The 16,436-nt window shown below is 73.7% G+C and carries 14 protein-coding genes and 1 pseudogene; 14 read left to right on the top strand and 1 reads right to left on the bottom strand.

The annotated features are described in order from the left end of the window. Positions 1–4 precede the first annotated feature (4 nt). The 14 genes and pseudogenes from MVA48_RS21285 to ligA all read left to right on the top strand — a co-directional run bounded on the left by MVA48_RS21285 (position 5) and on the right by ligA (position 15,714). Complete coding sequence (locus MVA48_RS21285) at positions 5–1,003, top strand: ABC transporter substrate-binding protein (RefSeq protein ID WP_246983345.1); 999 nt, start codon at positions 5–7, stop codon at positions 1,001–1,003. A gap of 59 nt (positions 1,004–1,062) precedes the next feature. Then, positions 1,063–1,902: an ABC transporter permease gene (locus MVA48_RS21290; protein WP_246983347.1), complete on the top strand. Its 840-nt coding sequence runs from the start codon at positions 1,063–1,065 to the stop codon at positions 1,900–1,902. Continuing rightward, positions 1,899–2,780: an ABC transporter permease gene (locus MVA48_RS21295; RefSeq protein ID WP_246983355.1), complete on the top strand. Its 882-nt coding sequence runs from the start codon at positions 1,899–1,901 to the stop codon at positions 2,778–2,780. The genes MVA48_RS21290 and MVA48_RS21295 overlap by 4 nt, the downstream gene beginning before the upstream one ends. Then, positions 2,777–3,880, top strand: coding sequence for an ABC transporter ATP-binding protein (locus MVA48_RS21300; RefSeq protein WP_246983357.1), 1,104 nt, complete (start codon positions 2,777–2,779; stop codon positions 3,878–3,880). The genes MVA48_RS21295 and MVA48_RS21300 overlap by 4 nt, the downstream gene beginning before the upstream one ends. Beyond that, positions 3,877–4,224 (top strand): annotated as a pseudogene (locus tag MVA48_RS23840) (pyridoxal-phosphate dependent enzyme); the annotation flags it as partial. The gene MVA48_RS21300 and the pseudogene MVA48_RS23840, both read left to right, overlap by 4 nt. Before the next feature lie 47 nt (positions 4,225–4,271). Further along, entirely contained in the window at positions 4,272–4,973 is a 702-nt protein-coding gene (locus tag MVA48_RS23845) for a PLP-dependent cysteine synthase family protein (RefSeq protein WP_305852273.1), read from the top strand. Positions 4,974–5,089: 116 nt separating this feature from the next. Next, entirely contained in the window at positions 5,090–5,869 is a 780-nt protein-coding gene (locus MVA48_RS21310) for an electron transfer flavoprotein subunit beta/FixA family protein (protein ID WP_246983359.1), read from the top strand. Between the two features lie 31 nt (positions 5,870–5,900). Beyond that, on the top strand, positions 5,901–6,863 hold the full coding sequence (locus MVA48_RS21315) for an electron transfer flavoprotein subunit alpha/FixB family protein (protein WP_246983369.1): 963 nt from the start codon (positions 5,901–5,903) through the stop codon (positions 6,861–6,863). Positions 6,864–6,905: 42 nt separating this feature from the next. Next, the gene (locus tag MVA48_RS21320; protein WP_246983371.1) at positions 6,906–8,312 is read left to right on the top strand and encodes an MFS transporter; all 1,407 of its coding nucleotides are present in this window, start codon (positions 6,906–6,908) and stop codon (positions 8,310–8,312) included. A gap of 16 nt (positions 8,313–8,328) precedes the next feature. After that, positions 8,329–9,519, top strand: a complete 1,191-nt coding sequence (locus MVA48_RS21325) for a cysteine desulfurase family protein (protein ID WP_246983373.1) — start codon at positions 8,329–8,331, stop codon at positions 9,517–9,519. Next, on the top strand, positions 9,516–10,589 hold the full coding sequence (mnmA, locus tag MVA48_RS21330; RefSeq protein ID WP_256461104.1) for a tRNA 2-thiouridine(34) synthase MnmA: 1,074 nt from the start codon (positions 9,516–9,518) through the stop codon (positions 10,587–10,589). Before MVA48_RS21325 ends, mnmA begins: the two co-directional genes overlap by 4 nt. Continuing rightward, positions 10,586–11,569, top strand: a complete 984-nt coding sequence (locus MVA48_RS21335; protein WP_246983377.1) for a methionine synthase — start codon at positions 10,586–10,588, stop codon at positions 11,567–11,569. Before mnmA ends, MVA48_RS21335 begins: the two co-directional genes overlap by 4 nt. 47 nt (positions 11,570–11,616) lie before the next feature. Then, a complete protein-coding gene (locus MVA48_RS21340; protein WP_246983380.1) occupies positions 11,617–13,515 on the top strand; it encodes an HNH endonuclease signature motif containing protein in 1,899 nt (632 codons plus the stop codon). Positions 13,516–13,575: 60 nt separating this feature from the next. After that, on the top strand, positions 13,576–15,714 hold the full coding sequence (gene ligA, locus MVA48_RS21345; protein ID WP_246983381.1) for an NAD-dependent DNA ligase LigA: 2,139 nt from the start codon (positions 13,576–13,578) through the stop codon (positions 15,712–15,714). A 3-nt stretch (positions 15,715–15,717) separates the two neighbouring features. On the opposite strand, the gene MVA48_RS21350 is transcribed toward ligA, so the two are convergent. Further along, positions 15,718–16,383: an ACT domain-containing protein gene (locus tag MVA48_RS21350; protein WP_246983384.1), complete on the bottom strand. Its 666-nt coding sequence runs from the start codon at positions 16,381–16,383 to the stop codon at positions 15,718–15,720. Positions 16,384–16,436: the final 53 nt, after the last annotated feature.

Genomic DNA, 16,436 nt, shown 5'->3' on the forward strand with positions numbered 1-16,436 from the left:
CGGCATGGACGCCCTGATCGAGGCGGCGCAGGAGGAGGGCGAGCTCAACGTCATCGCGCTGCCCCGGGACTGGGCCAACTACGGCGAGATGCTCGACACCTTCAGCGAGAAGTACGGCATCACGATCAACGAGGCCAACCCGACCGGCTCCAGTCAGGACGAGCTGAACGCCGTCGAGAGCCAGCGCGGCCAGGACCGCGCTCCCGACGTCCTCGACCTCGGGACGGCGTTCGCCCGCCAGGCCCAGGCGCAGGACCTGCTGGCGCCCTACCAGGTGGAGACCTGGGACGACATCCCCGAGGGTCAGAAGGACCCCGACGGCCACTGGTACAACGACTACGGCGGCTACATCTCGATCGGCTGCAACGCCACGGTGATCGCCGAGTGCCCGACCTCGTTCGAGCAGCTGCTCGACCCGCAGTACCGGGGACAGGTCGCCCTCAACGGCAACCCCACGCAGGCGGCCGCGGCGTTCGCCGGTGTCTGGGCGGCCTCGCTGGCCAACGGCGGCAGCCTGGACGACATCGGCCCCGGCATCGACTTCTTCGCCGACATCAAGGCGGCCGGCAACTTCAACCCGGTCGAGATCACGCCGGCGACGATCCAGAGCGGCGAGACGCCGCTGTCGATCGACTGGGACTACCTGAACGCCGCCCAGACGGAGACCTTCGCCGCGGACGGCGTCGAGTGGCAGGTGCACGTGCCCAGCGACGGGCTCTTCGGCGGCTACTACAGCCAGGCGATCAGCAAGTTCGCGCCGCACCCGGCCGCCGCGCGGCTGTGGCAGGAGTTCCTCTACAGCGACGAGGGGCAGAACATCTGGCTCAAGGGCGGCGCCCGCCCGGTCCGGCTGCCGGCGATGGAGGAGGCCGGCACCGCCGACTCCGACGCGCTCTCGGTGCTTCCCGAGGTCGAGGGGACGGCGGAGTTCCCCACCCAGGAGCAGGAGACCGCCGCCCAGCAGGTCGTCGCGCAACGGTGGAACGAGGAGATGTCCGGCTGAGCGCTCCGAGCTCGACGGGAACCGCGCCGGCCCCCCGCACCAGGGGCCGGCGCGGTCGCGTGCTGTCCGTGCTCGGGGCGGTGCCGTTCTTCCTCTACGTCGTCGTCCTCGTGCTGCCGATCGTCGTGCTCGCGGTCGAGTCGTTCCGGGTGACCGACCCGGCCACCTTCGAGGAGAGCTGGTCGGCCGCGAACCTGGGTGCGATCACCGAGGGCGCCTACCGGCGGGCCTACCTGGGCAGCCTCCAGTTGTCGGCGATCACGGCGGTGCTGGGGGCGGTCCTCGGCCTGGCCCTGGCGGTGGCCGTCCTGCGCGCCCGGCGGGGGGCGCTGCTGCGCCGGCTCGTGCTCACCGCATCGGGCGTGCTGGCCAACTTCGGCGGCATCCCGCTGGCCTTCGCCTTCCTGGCCACCATCGGCAACGCCGGTCTGCTGACCGCGTTCATCCGCGAACGCCTCGGCCTCGAGGGGTTCTCGCTCGTCTCGATGGCGGGTCTGGCCGTGGTGTACCTGTACTTCCTGATCCCGCTGATGGTCCTCACGATCACGCCCGCGCTGGAGGCGTTGCGCCCCCAGTGGCGGGAGGCGGCCGACAACCTCGGGGCCAGCGGGTGGCAGTACTGGCGCTACGTCGGCGGTCCGGTCCTCGCGCCGCCGGTCATCGGCGCCACCATGCTGCTGTTCGCCTCGGCCTTCGCGGCCTACGCCACCGCCGATGCCCTGGTCGGCAGCAGCGTGCCGCTGGTCACCCTGCAGATCGCCGACGCGCTGTCGACCAACGTCATCGTCGGCGCCGAGAACCTCGGCAAGGCACTGGCCCTGGGCATGGTCCTGGTCGTCGGCCTGGTGATGCTCTTCTACGCGTGGGTGCAGCGGCGTGCGTCGCGGTGGCTGACGTGACCGCGCTGCTGCCGGCGGAAGTGGCCGGTGCCGGCGGCGTCACCCCGCCCACGCCGGTCCGCGCCGGACGTCGCGGCCGGGGCACCTGGCGGTTCGCCGTCCTCGGCGTGCTCGGGCTGTACTTCCTGGCGCCGATCGCGGCGTCGGTGTGGTTCACCGTCCGCAGCCGGGACGGCGTGACAGCGGACGTCTACGCCGGCATCCCGAGCGCGGAGGGGTTCGCGGAGGCGTTCGGCCGTTCGCTCGCGCTGGCCGCCCTCACCGCGCTGATCGCCCTGGCGCTCATGGTGCCGACCGTCGTGCTGGTGAACCTGCGGCTGCCGCGGCTGCGGACGACGGTCGAGCTCCTCACGCTCCTGCCGCTGGTGCTGCCGCCCATCGCCCTGGTGGTCGGCGTGCGCAGCGTGCTCGCGTGGGCGCCGGACTACTTCTACGGCACACCGGTGGCCGAGGCGATGTTCGCGCTCCAGGACCCGGCGCTGCCCTGGATCCTGGTGCTGGTCTACGTCGTCCTCGCGCTGCCGTTCGTGTACCGCGCGCTCGACGCCGGCGTGCGCGGGGCCGACCTGCGCACGCTGACCGAGGCCGCGCGCAACCTCGGTGCCTCCTGGCCGCGGGTGCTGGTGTCGGTCGTGCTGCCGGTGCTGCGCACCTCCGTCCTGAACGCGTCGTTCCTGACCGTGGCCCTGGTGATGGGGGAGTACACGGTCGCGGTCATCCTGGGCTTCGAGACCTTCCCGACGTGGATCGTGCGGATCTCCGGCTCCGAGCCCCGGCTGTCCGTCGCCGTGTCGGTGCTCTCCCTGCTCATGACCTGGGCACTGCTGCTGCTGATCTCCGCGCTGGACCGCCGGCGTGGCACGAAGGAGAGCGCATGACCGCCGCCCCCGCCCGGACCGAGGGCGCCACGGACCTCCGCCAGCGGCCGGGGGTCGCCGTCCGCCTCGACGGGCTGACCCGCCGGTACGGCGCCGTCGTGGCCCTGGACGGGCTCGACCTCGAGATCCGCGGCGGGGAGTTCCTCGCCCTCCTCGGGCCGTCGGGCTGCGGCAAGACGACGGCGCTGCGGGCGATCGCCGGTTTCGACCGTCCCGACGAGGGGCGGGTGCTCCTCGACGGGCACGACATCACCGACCGGCCGGCCAGCAAGCGGGACATGGGCATGGTGTTCCAGGCCTACAGCCTGTTCCCGAACCTGACCGTCGCGGAGAACGTCGCCTTCGGTCTCCGGGTGCGCCGCCGCGGCAGGTCGGAGCAGCAGAACCGGGCCGCCGAGCTGCTGGAACTCGTGGGTCTGGCCGACCGGGGCGGGCGCTATCCGCACCAGCTCTCGGGCGGGCAGCAGCAGCGGGTGGCGCTGGCCCGCGCGCTGGCCGTCGCGCCGCAGGTCCTGCTGCTCGACGAACCCCTGTCGGCGCTGGACGCCCAGGTGCGCGTGCAGCTGCGGGAGGAGATCCGGCGCATCCAGCTCGAGCTCGGCATCACCACCCTGTTCGTGACCCACGACCAGGCCGAGGCGCTCTCGGTCGCCGACCGGGTCGGTGTCATGCGCAGCGGCCGGCTCGAGCAGGTGGACACCCCCGACGAGCTCTACGAGCGGCCCGCGACGGCGTTCGTCGCCGAGTTCGTGGGCACGATGAACCGGATCCCCGCGGTCCTGCGCGGGACCGACGTCGAGCTGCTCGGTGTGCGTCGCCCGGCGGCCGGCACCGCCCCGGCGGGCGGCCCGGTGGTCGCGCTGGTGCGCCCCGAGTCCCTCGTGGTCACCGCCGACCCGACCGGCACCGGGCGGGTGGTGACACGGACCTTCTCGGGCGCGTCCACCCGCGTGCTCGTCGCGCTCGGCGACGGGGTGGAGGTTCGCGTGGACGTCGCCAGCGCGGTCAGCGCGGATCTGGTCCCCGGCGCCGCGGTCGCCGTCGTCCCCGCGGAGCGGCCGGTGCTGGTGACGGCGACCGACGCCGGTCCGGCGGCATGACGGACGTCGACCACTCCGCCCCCGCGTGCCGCGAGTGGCTGGACCGCGCTGTCGCGACGGTCGAGGCCGACGCGCGGCGCAGCGCCGACACCCACCTGCTGGCCTACCCGCTGCCGCCCGGGTGGGGGATCGACCTGTACCTCAAGGACGAGTCGACCCACCCGACCGGCAGCCTCAAGCACCGGCTGGCGCGGTCGCTGTTCCTCTACGGGCTCTGCTCCGGCCAGATCACCGAGGGCAGCACGGTGGTCGAGGCCTCGAGCGGGTCGACCGCGGTGAGCGAGGCCTACTTCGCCCGCATGCTCGGACTGCCGTTCGTCGCGGTGATGCCCGCGACCACGAGCCCCGAGAAGGTCGCGTTGATCGAGTTCCACGGCGGCCGCTGCCACTCGTGCAGCGGGCGCCGGACATGTACGAGGAGGCCCGCCGGCTGGCCGCCGACTGCGGCGGCCACTATCTCGACCAGTTCACCTTCGCCGAGCGAGCCACCGACTGGCGGGGCAACAACAACATCGCCGAGTCGATCTTCGAGCAGCTGGCCCTGGAGCGGCACCCGCTGCCGGAGTGGATCGTGGTCGGCGCCGGCACCGGCGGGACGAGCGCCACGATCGGGCGCTACCTGCGCTACCGGCGGCATCCCACCCGGCTGGCCGTCGTCGACCCCGAGAACTCCGCGTTCCTGCCGGCCTACGTCTCCGGTGACCTCGGGACCACGACGGGCGCGCCCTCCCGCATCGAGGGCATCGGCCGGCCACGGGTCGAGCCGTCGTTCGTGCCGACGATCGTCGACCGGATGATCGGCGTCCCCGATGCCGCCTCGCTCGCCGCGATGCGTGAGCTGGAACGGGTGACCGGTCGCCGGGCGGGCGGCTCGACCGGCACCAACCTGTGGGGGGCCTTCGGTCTCATCGCCGAGATGCTGGCGGCCGGGCGCCGGGGGAGCGTGGTCACCCTGCTGTGCGACGGCGGCGAGCGCTACGCGCACACCTACTACTCCGACGAGTGGGTGGCCGCCCAGGGGCTCGACCTGAGGCCGCACGCCCGCACGCTGCGGGCATTCGCCGCGACGGGGGAGTGGCCGACGACGAGGTGACGCTCGTCACCCGCCCCAGGACGGGCCTCCGCGTTACTGGCCGGTAACCTCCATGATCGGAGCCAGGCGGGCCGGCGTGCCCGCATCCTGAACGCGTCCTGAGGAAGGTCAGCGCGATGAACATCGTCGTTCTTGTGAAGCAGGTCCCGGACTCGGGCAGTGAGCGGAAGCTGGATCCGTCGGACAACACCGTCGCCCGCGCTTCGGCGGACAACGTGATCAACGAGATGGACGAGTACGCCATCGAGGAGGCGCTGCTGGTCCGCGACCGCGAGGGTGGTGAGGTCACCGTCCTGACCGTGGGCCCCGAGTCGGCGACCGACGCGATCCGCAAGGCGCTGTCGATGGGTGCGGACAAGGCCGTGCACGTGGTGGACGACGCGATCCACGGCTCCTGCGCCGTGCAGACCTCGGCGGTGATCGCCGCGGCGCTGCAGCAGCTGGAGTACGACCTGATCCTCTGCGGCGCGGAGGCGACCGACGCGCAGCTGTCGGTGATGCCGGCGCTGCTGGCCGAGCGCCTCGGGATCCCGCAGCTGTCGGGCGCCCGCAAGCTCACGATCGAGGGCGGCATGGCCAGGATCGAGCGGCAGACCGACGGCGGCTACTGGGCGGTGGAGGCGCCGCTGCCGGCGATCGTGTCGACCTGGGACACGATCAACGAGCCGCGCTACCCCTCGTTCAAGGGGATCATGGCGGCGAAGAAGAAGCCGGTCGAGACCAGGTCGCTGGCCGACCTGGGCCTGGACCCCTCGAGCGTGGGCCTGGCCAATGCCACCAGCCGGGTGCTGGACTTCGCCGGCCGCCCGCCCAAGGGCGAGGGCGTGAAGGTCACCGACGAGGGCGACGGCGCCCAGAAGTTCGTCGAGTTCCTCGCCGCCCAGAAGATCGTCTGACCCGGATCGAAGCGAGAAGGAGAACCCTGAGATGGCAGAGGTCCTGGTCCTGGCCGAGCTCAACCCGGCCGGCGGTGGCGTGCGCAAGACCACGCTCGAGGCCCTGACGGCCGCCCGTGCGCTCGGTGAGCCCTCGGCCGTCGTCCTCGGTGCCCCCGGCGCCGCCGCGAGTGTGCGGGAGCAGCTGGCCGAGTACGGCGCGGACACGGTGTACGTGGCCGAGGCTCCCGAGGTCGATGAGTACCTGGTGGCGCCCAAGGCCGAGGTGCTGGCGCAGCTGGTGGCCGAGAAGTCGCCGGCGGCGGTGGTGATCCCGTCCTCTCCGGAGGGCAAGGAGATCGCCGGCCGGCTGGCGATCAAGACCGGCAGCGGCTTCCTGACCGACGTCACCGAGATCGCGCCCGACGGCACCGCCACCCAGGTGGCGTTCGCCGGGCAGACGATCGTGCACTCCCAGGTCACGACCGGTACGCCGATCTACACGCTGCGGGGCAACTCGGTCACCCCCGAGCCCGCGCCGGCCGCGGGCGCCGAGCAGCAGGTGCAGGTGTCGGTCTCCGAGGCGGCCAAGGCCGCCCGGGTCACCGACCGCGTGGTCGAGCAGAAGAGCAGCCGCCCGGAGCTGACCGAGGCCTCGATCGTGGTCTCCGGCGGGCGCGGGGTGGCCAGCGCGGAGAACTTCGCGATCATCGAGGCCCTAGCCGACTCCCTGGGCGCGGCCGTGGGGGCCTCGCGGGCCGCGGTGGACTCCGGCTTCTACCCGCACACCTTCCAGGTCGGGCAGACCGGCAAGACCGTCTCCCCGCAGCTCTACGTCGCCGTGGGCATCTCCGGAGCCATCCAGCACCGCGCCGGCATGCAGACCTCGAAGACCATCGTCGCGATCAACAAGGACCCCGAGGCGCCGATCTTCGAACTCGCCGACTTCGGCGTCGTCGGCGACCTGAACACCGTCGTCCCCGTCGCCACCGAGCAGATCACCGCCCGCAAGTAGCAACGCGGGGCTGTGCCGGGAAGCCCCGGCACAGCCGCGCTGTTGGGCGAGGACGTGGGGCAGAGCGGGCGGAGGTCGGTCTTCGACCGGGCGCACCGCCTGACCACCGCCGGGCTGCTCATGCTGGTCACGTTCGTGGCCTTCGAGTCGATGGCGGTCGCCACGGCGATGCCGACGGCGGTGACCGAGCTCGACGGCCTCGCCTGGTACGGCTGGCCCTTCAGCGCCTTCCTCGTCGCCTCGGTGATCGGCATGGTGGTCGGCGGCGAGACCGGCGACCGTCGCGGCCCCCGGGTGGCGTTGCTGTTCGGCGTCGGCGTCTTCTCCGTCGGACTGCTCGTCGCCGGCGTCGCCGCGCACATGAGCCTCTTCGTCGCCGCGCGGGCCGTGCAGGGCATCGGCGGTGGCGCCATCGCCGTGTCGCTCTACGTCGTCGCCGGGCAGGCCTACGAGCCGGCGCTGCGGCCGAAGCTCTTCGGTGCCATCTCGGCCGCGTGGGTGCTGCCGGCGCTGATCGGGCCGCTGGTCGCCGGCCTGATCACCACGCACCTCACCTGGCGGCTGGTCTTCCTCGGACTGCTGCCGCTCATCGGGGTCGGTCTGGCCCTCGTGCTGCCCGCCATCCACGGTCTCGGCGTGCCCCGGGAGGCGGCCGCGCCGCAGCCCGCCCGTCGGTGGTGGGCACTGCTCGCCGGTCTGGGCATCGGGGCGCTGCAGTACGCCGGGCAGCGGCTGGACCTCCTCGCGATCGCCGTGGCCGCCGCCGGGGTCGCCGCGCTGGTGACCGGCCTGCGGCACCTGCTGCCCGCCGGCACGGTGCGCGCCCGCCCGGGCCTGCCGGCCGTCGTCGGTGCGCGCGGCCTGCTGGCGGGTGCGTTCTTCGGCATGGACGCCCTCCTCCCCCTGGCCCTCACCCAGCTGCACGGGTACAGCCCGACCACCGCCGGCATCCCGCTCACCGCCGGGGCGCTCGGCTGGGCGACCGCCTCGCAGCTGCAGGGGCGGCGGCCGGGCGTGCCGCGGGTGGTCATGCTCCGCGCCGGCTTCGTCCTGCTCGCCGTCGGACTCGCGGCGACGGCCGTCGTCGCGGTGCCCGGAGTCGGCGGGTGGCCCGCCTACCTCAGCTGGGCCGTCGCCGGCCTGGGGATGGGGCTGGGGATGCCGAGCGTCGGGGTGCTGCTGCTCGACCAGTCACCCGAGCACCGGCGCGGTGCCGACTCCGCCGCGTTCCAGATCGCCGACGTCACGGGCTCCGCGCTCTGCGTCGGCGTCGTCGGAGTGCTGATCGCCGCGACCGCCGCCGGGCTGCTGGCGCTGTCGAGCGCGGTCCTCGTCGCGGTCGCCGTCCTCACCGCACTCGCCGTCCTCGGCTCCCTGCTGGCGCCGCGGGCAGGCGCCCCGGCCGCGGCCCCGGCCGCCCCCGAGCCCGCGTCTACCCTGGCGACGTGATGCGCGGAGGTAGGGCGTGACCTACTTGGATCACGCGGCCACCACGCCGGTGCTCCCCGAGGTGCTGGCGGCCATGACCGAGCAGCTCGGGCGGGTGGGCAACGCCTCGTCGCTGCACGCCAGCGGTCGCGCGGCCCGCAGGGCCGCCGAGCAGTCCCGGGAACGGCTCGCCGAGGCCGTCGGCGCCCGGCCGTCGGAGGTGCTGTTCACCGGCGGCGGCACCGAGAGCGACAACCTGGCGGTCAAGGGGCTGTTCTGGGCCCGCCGGCGGGCCGACTCGCGCAAGCGCCGGATCGTGGTCAGCCCGGCCGAGCACCACGCCGTGCTCGACAGCGTCGAGTGGCTGGCCAAGCACGACGGGGCCGACGTGACCTGGCTGCCGGTGGAGCCCACCGGTCGGGTGCTGCCCGACGCCTTCGCCGAAGCGGTCGGCGACGGGTCGGACGTCGCGGTCGCGAGCGTCATGTGGGCGAACAACGAGATCGGGACGGTCAGCGACATCCCCGCCCTGGCCGCCGTCGCGCGCGCGGCCGGCGTGCCGCTGCACACCGACGCGGTGCAGGCGGTCGGCCAGGTGCCGGTCGACTTCGGCGCCTCGGGTGTCGACGCGCTGACCATGACCGGCCACAAGCTCGGCGGGCCGATGGGCGCCGGCGTCCTGCTGCTGCGCCGCGACGCCGAGTGCACCCCTCTGCTGCACGGCGGCGGGCAGGAGCGCGACGTCCGGTCGGGCACGCTGGACGTGGCCGCGATCGTGGGGCTGGCCGTCGCGACGGTCGCGGCGGTGGACACCCGTGAGGAGCGAGCCGGACGGCTGGCCGCCCTGCGCCGGCGGCTGGTGGACGGCGTCGTCGCCCAGGTGCCGGACGCGCAGCTCAACGGCGCGCCGCTGGACGACCGCGTGCCGACGGGACCGGGCCGGCTCCCCGGCAACGCCCACCTGTCGTTCCCCGGCGCCGAGGGCGACGCGCTGCTCATGCTGCTGGACGCCCGGGGGATCGAGTGCTCGACCGGGTCGGCCTGCAGCGCGGGGGTCGCGCGGCCCAGTCACGTCCTGCTCGCCACCGGCGCGGATCCGGAGCGGGCGCGCAGCTCCCTGCGGTTCAGCCTCGGGCACACGTCGACCGACCACGACGTGGACGCCGTCCTCGAGGTGATCGGCCCCGTCGTGGAACGGGCCCGGCGGGCCGGGCTGGGCGTCCGGTGAGGGTCCTGGCCGCGATGAGCGGCGGCGTGGACTCGGCGGTGGCCGCGGCCCTGGCCGTGGACGCCGGGCACGACGTCACGGGTGTGCACCTGGCGCTGTCGCCCGACCGGCAGGTGATGCGTAGTGGCTCGCGGGGGTGCTGCAGCGTCGAGGACGCGCACGACGCCCGTCGGGTCGCCGACGAGCTGGGCATCCCGTTCTACGTCTGGGACCTCGCCGAGCGATTCACCGAGGACGTCGTCGAGGACTTCGTCGCCGAGTACGCGGCGGGCCGCACGCCCAACCCGTGCCTGCGCTGCAACGAGAAGATCAAGTTCTCGGCCGTGCTCGACAGGGCGCGGGCACTGGGCTTCGACGCCGTCGTCACGGGCCACCACGCGCGGCTGACCGACGGTGTGCTCCGGCGCTCGGTCGACGCCGCCAAGGACCAGTCGTACGTGCTGGGCGTGCTGACCGGCGACCAGTTGTCGGCCGCGATGTTCCCGCTCGGCTCGATGACCAAGGAGCGGGTGCGGCAGCTCGCGGCCGAGCGCGGGTTCGCCGTCGCAGCCAAGCCCGACTCCCACGACATCTGCTTCATCCCCGACGGCGACACCCGCGGATTCCTGGCTCGCCGGCTCGGCAGCCGGCCCGGTCCAGTGGTCGACGCGGCGACGGGGACGACGGTGGGGGAGCACGACGGGACGTACGGCTTCACCGTCGGGCAGCGCAAGGGGCTCGGGCTCACGATCGGCGACCAGCGCCCGCGGTACGTCCTGGGGATCGAGCCGGTCTCGCGGACGGTCACCATCGGCACCCGCGACCTGGCCGGTGTCTCCGAGGTCCTGACCGGCATGCCGACCTGGTCCGGCGCCGCACCGGCCTTCCCGTTCCGTGCCGAGGTGCAGCTGCGGGCGCACGCGGCGCCGGTCGCCTGCGAGGTGGACGTGGCCGACGACGGCGGACTGCGGATCCGGCTCGCGGACGAGCAGCGCGGAGTGGCGCCGGGGCAGTCCGCGGTGCTCTACGAGCCCGACGCCTCCCTCGGCGACCGGGTGCTCGGGCAGGCAGCCGTCCGGCTGCCCACGTGAACCCCACGCCGTGGGGGCCGGCCTCCGGCGTCGGGTCACTGCCCGGGATCGACCCGGCCGAGGCGATGCGCCTCGTCGTCGGCGAGCTGCCGGACTTCGCGCACCTGCCCGAGCTGCCCGGCCGAGGTGCGGGGGCGGACATGATCGGCCGCACCGCCGCCCTGCTCGTGGACCTCGCCGTCGACCTGACGCCGGCCGGGTGGCGGCTGGTGCCGCGGTCCGGGGTCGACCAGCGGCGGGCGCGGGAGTTCCTCGCCCGCGACCTCGACGCGCTCCACGACGTCGCCGAACGGTGGACCGGTCCGCTCAAGGTGCAGGCGGCCGGTCCCTGGACCCTCGCAGCCGGACTCGAGCGCACCCGCGGTGACCGGGCGGTGGTCGACCCCGGCGCGCGGCGCGACCTGGCCCAGTCGCTCGCCGAGGGCATCAGCGCCCACGTCTCGGCCGTCGCCGCGCGCGTCCCCGGCGCCCAGGTCGTCGTCCAGCTGGACGAGCCGTCGGTGCCCGCCGTCCTCCAGGGCGGTCTGCCGACCGTCAGCGGCTTCGGCAAGCTCCCGGCGGTCGAGGCGACGGTGGTGGAGCAGGAGCTCGGCGCCCTGATCGATGCCGTCACGCCGCCCGTCGTGGTGCACTGCTGCGCGCCGCGGGCGCCGCTGGCGCTCTTCCGCGCCGCCGGCGCCGCGGCCCTCTCCTTCGACCTCGGGCTGGTCCAGGACCTCGACACCGTGGGCAGCGCGGTCGAGGCGGGCACCCACCTGTTCCCGGGGGTGATCCCCGGCACGGACACCACCCTCGGCACGCCGAAGTCGACGGCGTCCCGCGTGCAGGCCTGGTGGCGGGAGCTCGGGTTCCCGGCGGACGGCCTGACTCCGGCCGTCACGTTGACACCGGCCTGCGGGCTCGCGGGGGCCACTCCCGGCTACGCGCGCGCGTCCATGGCCCATGTCCGTGAGGCGGCCAAGTTCCTGCAACCAGAGTGACCGCGTAACTCACGGTTCTGTCGGTTGTCGAACATATGATCGAACACATGGACGACGTCGAAGCGCAGGCCCCCACCGTGGGGTGGGCGGCGGGGCCGCTGCGGGCGGTCCAGGCAGCGGACAGGGAGATCGCCCGCCAGACCGCCATCCGCGCGCGGGCCGTCGCGGAATTCGCCGCCACCCGGCCAGCTTCCGCTGACCGGCCGCCCGGCCGGCCCGGTTCCATGAGTCCCGACCGGCGTGCAGCCCGTGCCGCTGCCATGGCGGACGTCAGCGAATGGGCGGCGCAGGAACTGGTTGTGGCGCTGTCGATCAGCCAGAAGGCGGCCGACGAACTCCTCACCCGCTCGCTGACCCTGGTGCACCGGTTGCCGCGGACCCTCGACGCCCTGGAGAGCGGCGTGCTGCACGCCGGGCATCTTTGGTCGCTCCTCGACAAGGTCGCTCCTGTGGCGGACCCGCGCGTACGCGCCGTGCTCGAGCGGGACCTCCTCCGCTGGATGAGGCGCCGGGAGGTCACCACGCCGGCGCAGCTGAGCGACAAGATCGCCCGCGAACTGCTCGCGCGGGATCTCCGTGCCGCCGCGCGGGACCTGGAGTCGGCTCTCCGTCGGCGTGGGGTGTTCGCGCGCCCGGACCGGACGGACGGGATGGCCGTGCTCTCGGCGCTGATGACCGTGCCCGAGGCGGACGCGGTGCTCGACGCCCTCGGTCGGTACGCCGACGCGCTCGACGACGAGGGGCCACCCCGCAGCCGTGGGCAGAAGATGCTCGACTGCCTGATGGATCTCGTCCTGCGCCCCGGGGAGAACGACCTGGCGCCAGTCCAGGCGCGGCTCACGGTCGTGGCGCCAGTGGCCACGATGGTCGGCGGGGAGCAGCCGGGAGAGATCGGCGGTCAGCCGGTCCCGGCCGAGATGGTGCGGGCGCTCGCGCGTGCGCTGGGTCTGCTGCCCGACGTGCCGGCACCGGACGACGCGCCCGACGTGTCCCTCGCGCCCGGCACGCATCACCAGGAGGACGACGTCCTGGACGAGGCGCAGCAGCGAGCGCTGGAGATCTGGTGGGCCGACGTCGAGGCGCGGGCGCTGGACGGCGACTGGCGCGGGGAGGACGAACCGCCACTCGACGAACTCGAACGGTGGTGGGCGCTCGAGGCCCGATGGTCTACCCCCGGACCGCCGCCGGGGCCGGAGCCGGAGGGGGAGGAGGAGCCGTCGCCCGGGTGGTGGACCGCCGCTGACCAGGCGGTCGAGGAGGCCGGCGCGACACTGCTCGACCTCGAGCGGCAGCTGGGGCGGGCACGCAGTGCAGTCCGCATGGCGGAGAGCGCCGACCAAGCAGACGAGGAGGAATGGCAGCAGTCATCAGCCGGTCGACCGGGTCCAGCGGCCGACGCCCTCGCCGCGCTCGCGCGCGTCACCGAGGAACGACGGGCCCAGCTCGGCCACCTCCTCGAGTCGACTGGCGGGGGAGGGCTGGTCGACAGGCCGAGGATCGCCGTGACGGACGCGCTCACCGGTGTGCTGCTCGCCCTGTCCGACGCTCGAGGTCTCCGCGAGGCCGGCACGTGCGGGCGGTCCCGATGTCGCCGGGGGGCGGTCGCATGCACCCACGACCTGAGGGACCGCCCGGGACTCGGACCACCGGGCCCGTCGTCGACCTACCGACCCGGTGTCGCGCTCGACCGGTTTCTCCGGGCTCGTGACCGGCGCTGCCGGTTCCCGGGTTGCCGTCGGCGGGTGCCGCTCGGCGGCGAACTCGACCACCATCTCTCGTGGCCCGACGGACCGACGGCCGCCGGCAACCTCACGGGCTTCTGCACGGGGCACCATCGCGGAAAGCACCAGGCGCCAGGCTGGTCCTACGACATGTCGCCGGACGGCGTCCTCACGGTGTCGACGCCGACAGGCGTGGCGGCGTCGACGTGTCCGCCGCCGTACTGACCGGTCCACCGGCCGGGGGAACGCGGGTTCGGTGTCGTACCCGGCGGATAACGTCTGCCCGTGAGCACTGACGCGGAGCTGGACGCGCCGGCGGTCGCGGCGGCGACCGACCGGGAGGACGTCACCGAGGTCCCCGACGACGCGCGCACCCGGCACCGCGACCTGTCCGAGGAGCTCGACCGGTACGCGTTGGCCTACTACGTCCGCGACGAGCCGCTGGTCAGCGACGGCCAGTACGACGAGCTCATGGCCGAGCTCAAGGCCATCGAGGCCGCGCACCCGGCACTGGTCACGCCCGACTCCCCGAGCCAGAAGGTCAACGGCGGCTTCACCGCCACCTTCGCGCCGGTCCAGCACCTCGAGCGCATGCAGAGCCTCGACAACGCGTTCTCCGGCGACGAGTTGTCGGCGTGGGCGCAGCGCGTCGAGCGCGAGGTCGGCACCGGGTCGAGCTACCTGTGCGAGCTGAAGATCGACGGGCTGGCCGTCGCGCTGCTGTACGAGAAGGGCCGGCTGGTCCGTGCGGCCACCCGTGGCGACGGCGTCACCGGCGAGGACGTCACCGCCAACGTCCTCACGATGCGCGACATCCCGCACCAGCTCTCCGGTGACGACGTCCCGGACCGGCTCGAGGTGCGCGGTGAGATCTACTTCCCGGTGGCCGCCTTCGCCGACCTCAACGCCGCGATGGTCGAGCAGGGCAAGGCGCCCTTCGCCAATCCGCGCAACGCCGCAGCCGGGTCGCTGCGGCAGAAGGACGCCCGGGTCACGGCCTCCCGGCCGCTGCGCATGATCGTGCACGGCCTCGGCGCCCACGACGGCTGGCAGCCCGAGCGCCAGTCGCAGGCCTACGGCCGGCTCCGCGAACTCGGCCTGCCCACCAGCGAGCGCTACGAGGTGGCCGGCGACCTCGAGGGCGTGTGGGCCTACATCGAGCGCTATCGCGAGCAGCGGCACTCGGTGGAGCACGAGATCGACGGCGTCGTCGTCAAGGTCGACCAGGTCGCCCTGCAGCGGCGGCTCGGCTCGACCTCGCGCGCTCCCCGATGGGCCATCGCGTTCAAGTACCCACCGGAGGAAGCGACGACGACGTTGCTCGACATCAGGGTCAACGTCGGCCGCACCGGCCGCGTCACGCCGTTCGCCTACATGGAGCCGGTGAAGGTCGCCGGCTCCACGGTCCAGCTGGCGACGCTGCACAACGCCGGCGAGGTCAAGCGCAAGGGCGTCCTGATCGGCGACACGGTGGTCATCCGCAAGGCCGGCGACGTGATCCCCGAGGTCCTCGGGCCGGTGGTGGCGGCGCGGACCGGCGACGAGCGCGAGTTCGTCATGCCCAGCCACTGCCCCGAGTGCGGCACGGAGCTGCGACCGGAGAAGGAGGGCGACGCCGACATCCGGTGCCCGAACGCCCGGTCCTGCCCCGCCCAGCTGCGGGAGCGGGTCTTCCACGTCGCGGGCCGGGGCGCCTTCGACATCGAGAACCTCGGCTACGAGGCCGCCGTCGCCCTGCTGACCTCCGGCCTCCTCCAGGACGAGGGCGACCTCTTCTTCCTCGACGAGGAGCGGCTGGCACGCGCGCCGTTCTTCACGAGGAAGGACGGCGCCCTCTCCGCCAACGGCGCGAAGCTGCTCGCCAATCTCCGGACCCGCAAGGACGTGCCCCTCTGGCGGGTCCTGGTCGCGCTGTCGATCCGGCACGTCGGCCCGACGGCGGCCCAGGCCCTCGCCCGCGACTTCCGGTCGCTCGACCGGATCGTCGGCGCCTCGGAGGAGGAACTCGCGGCGGCCGACGGTGTCGGTCCGACGATCGCCCGCTCGATCCGCGAGTGGTTCGCCGTCGACTGGCACCGCGAGGTGGTGGAGAAGTGGCGGCAGGCCGGTGTCCGCATGGCCGACGCGGGCGAGCAAGCCGGCCCCGGTCCCCTCACCGGCGTGACCGTCGTGGTCACCGGATCGCTGCGCGACTACAGCCGCGACCAGGCGACGGCGGCCATCCAGGAGCGCGGCGGCAAGGTGACCGGTTCGGTGTCGAAGAAGACCGGCTTCGTCGTCGTCGGCGCCGACCCCGGCAGCAAGTACGACAAGGCCGTGCAGGTCAGGGCGCCGATCCTGGACGACGACGGTCTCCAGGTGCTCCTGGACGAGGGGCCTGACGCCGCCCGCGAGGTGGCCACGATCGGCGACGGCTCCGCATGAGCGTCACGCGGGGGGCAGCTCGACCACCGTCGACGCGATCCCGGTGAGGTGCACCAGCCGCATCAGCTCCGAACGGCGGAACGGCGGCCCGCCCGAACGCCCCAGCACGACGGCGCAGGCGTCGCCGCCGTAGGGCGCGGCCATCATCTCGATGGCCATGTCCCGCCACCGCGGCGGCAGCCATGCCGCCTCGCTGGGCAGCAGGAGGGGGCCGGTCAACGGCATCCACGGCAGCTCGACACCCTCGAGGTCAGGTGCGGCGTCCGACGCGGCGACCACGTCGTAGGAACCCGCACCGCAGGTGAGCAGCACCGCCCAGCCACTGTGGAACACCCGGGGCAGCTCGGCGGCGAGCAGCTTGACGGCCGCGCCCTCGCCCGCGCGCGCCAGCGACTCCAGCAGCTCGAGTTCGCGGTGGGTGTCGAGCGGGCCGGCGAAGGGCCGCAGCGACTCCACGGTCACGCCCGGCACCGCCTGGGCCGCGGTGATCAGGGTGTCCGGCAGCCGGTCGCGGGGCAGGTCCACCACGATGTCGTCCACCGCGACGCCGTTGCCCCGCTCGAGCACGTCCAGGGAGACGATGTCGACGTCGGCGTCACCGAGCGCCGTGGCGACGGCGCCCAGGATGCCCGGGCGGTCCGGAACCACCAGGCGCAGGAGATAGGACACGGTTCCTCCGGGTCGGCGAGGTCCTTGTTCGATCTCCGTCGATCGTGTCGGGA

The organism is Blastococcus sp. PRF04-17, assembly GCF_023016265.1.
Lineage (GTDB): Bacteria > Actinomycetota > Actinomycetes > Mycobacteriales > Geodermatophilaceae > Blastococcus_B.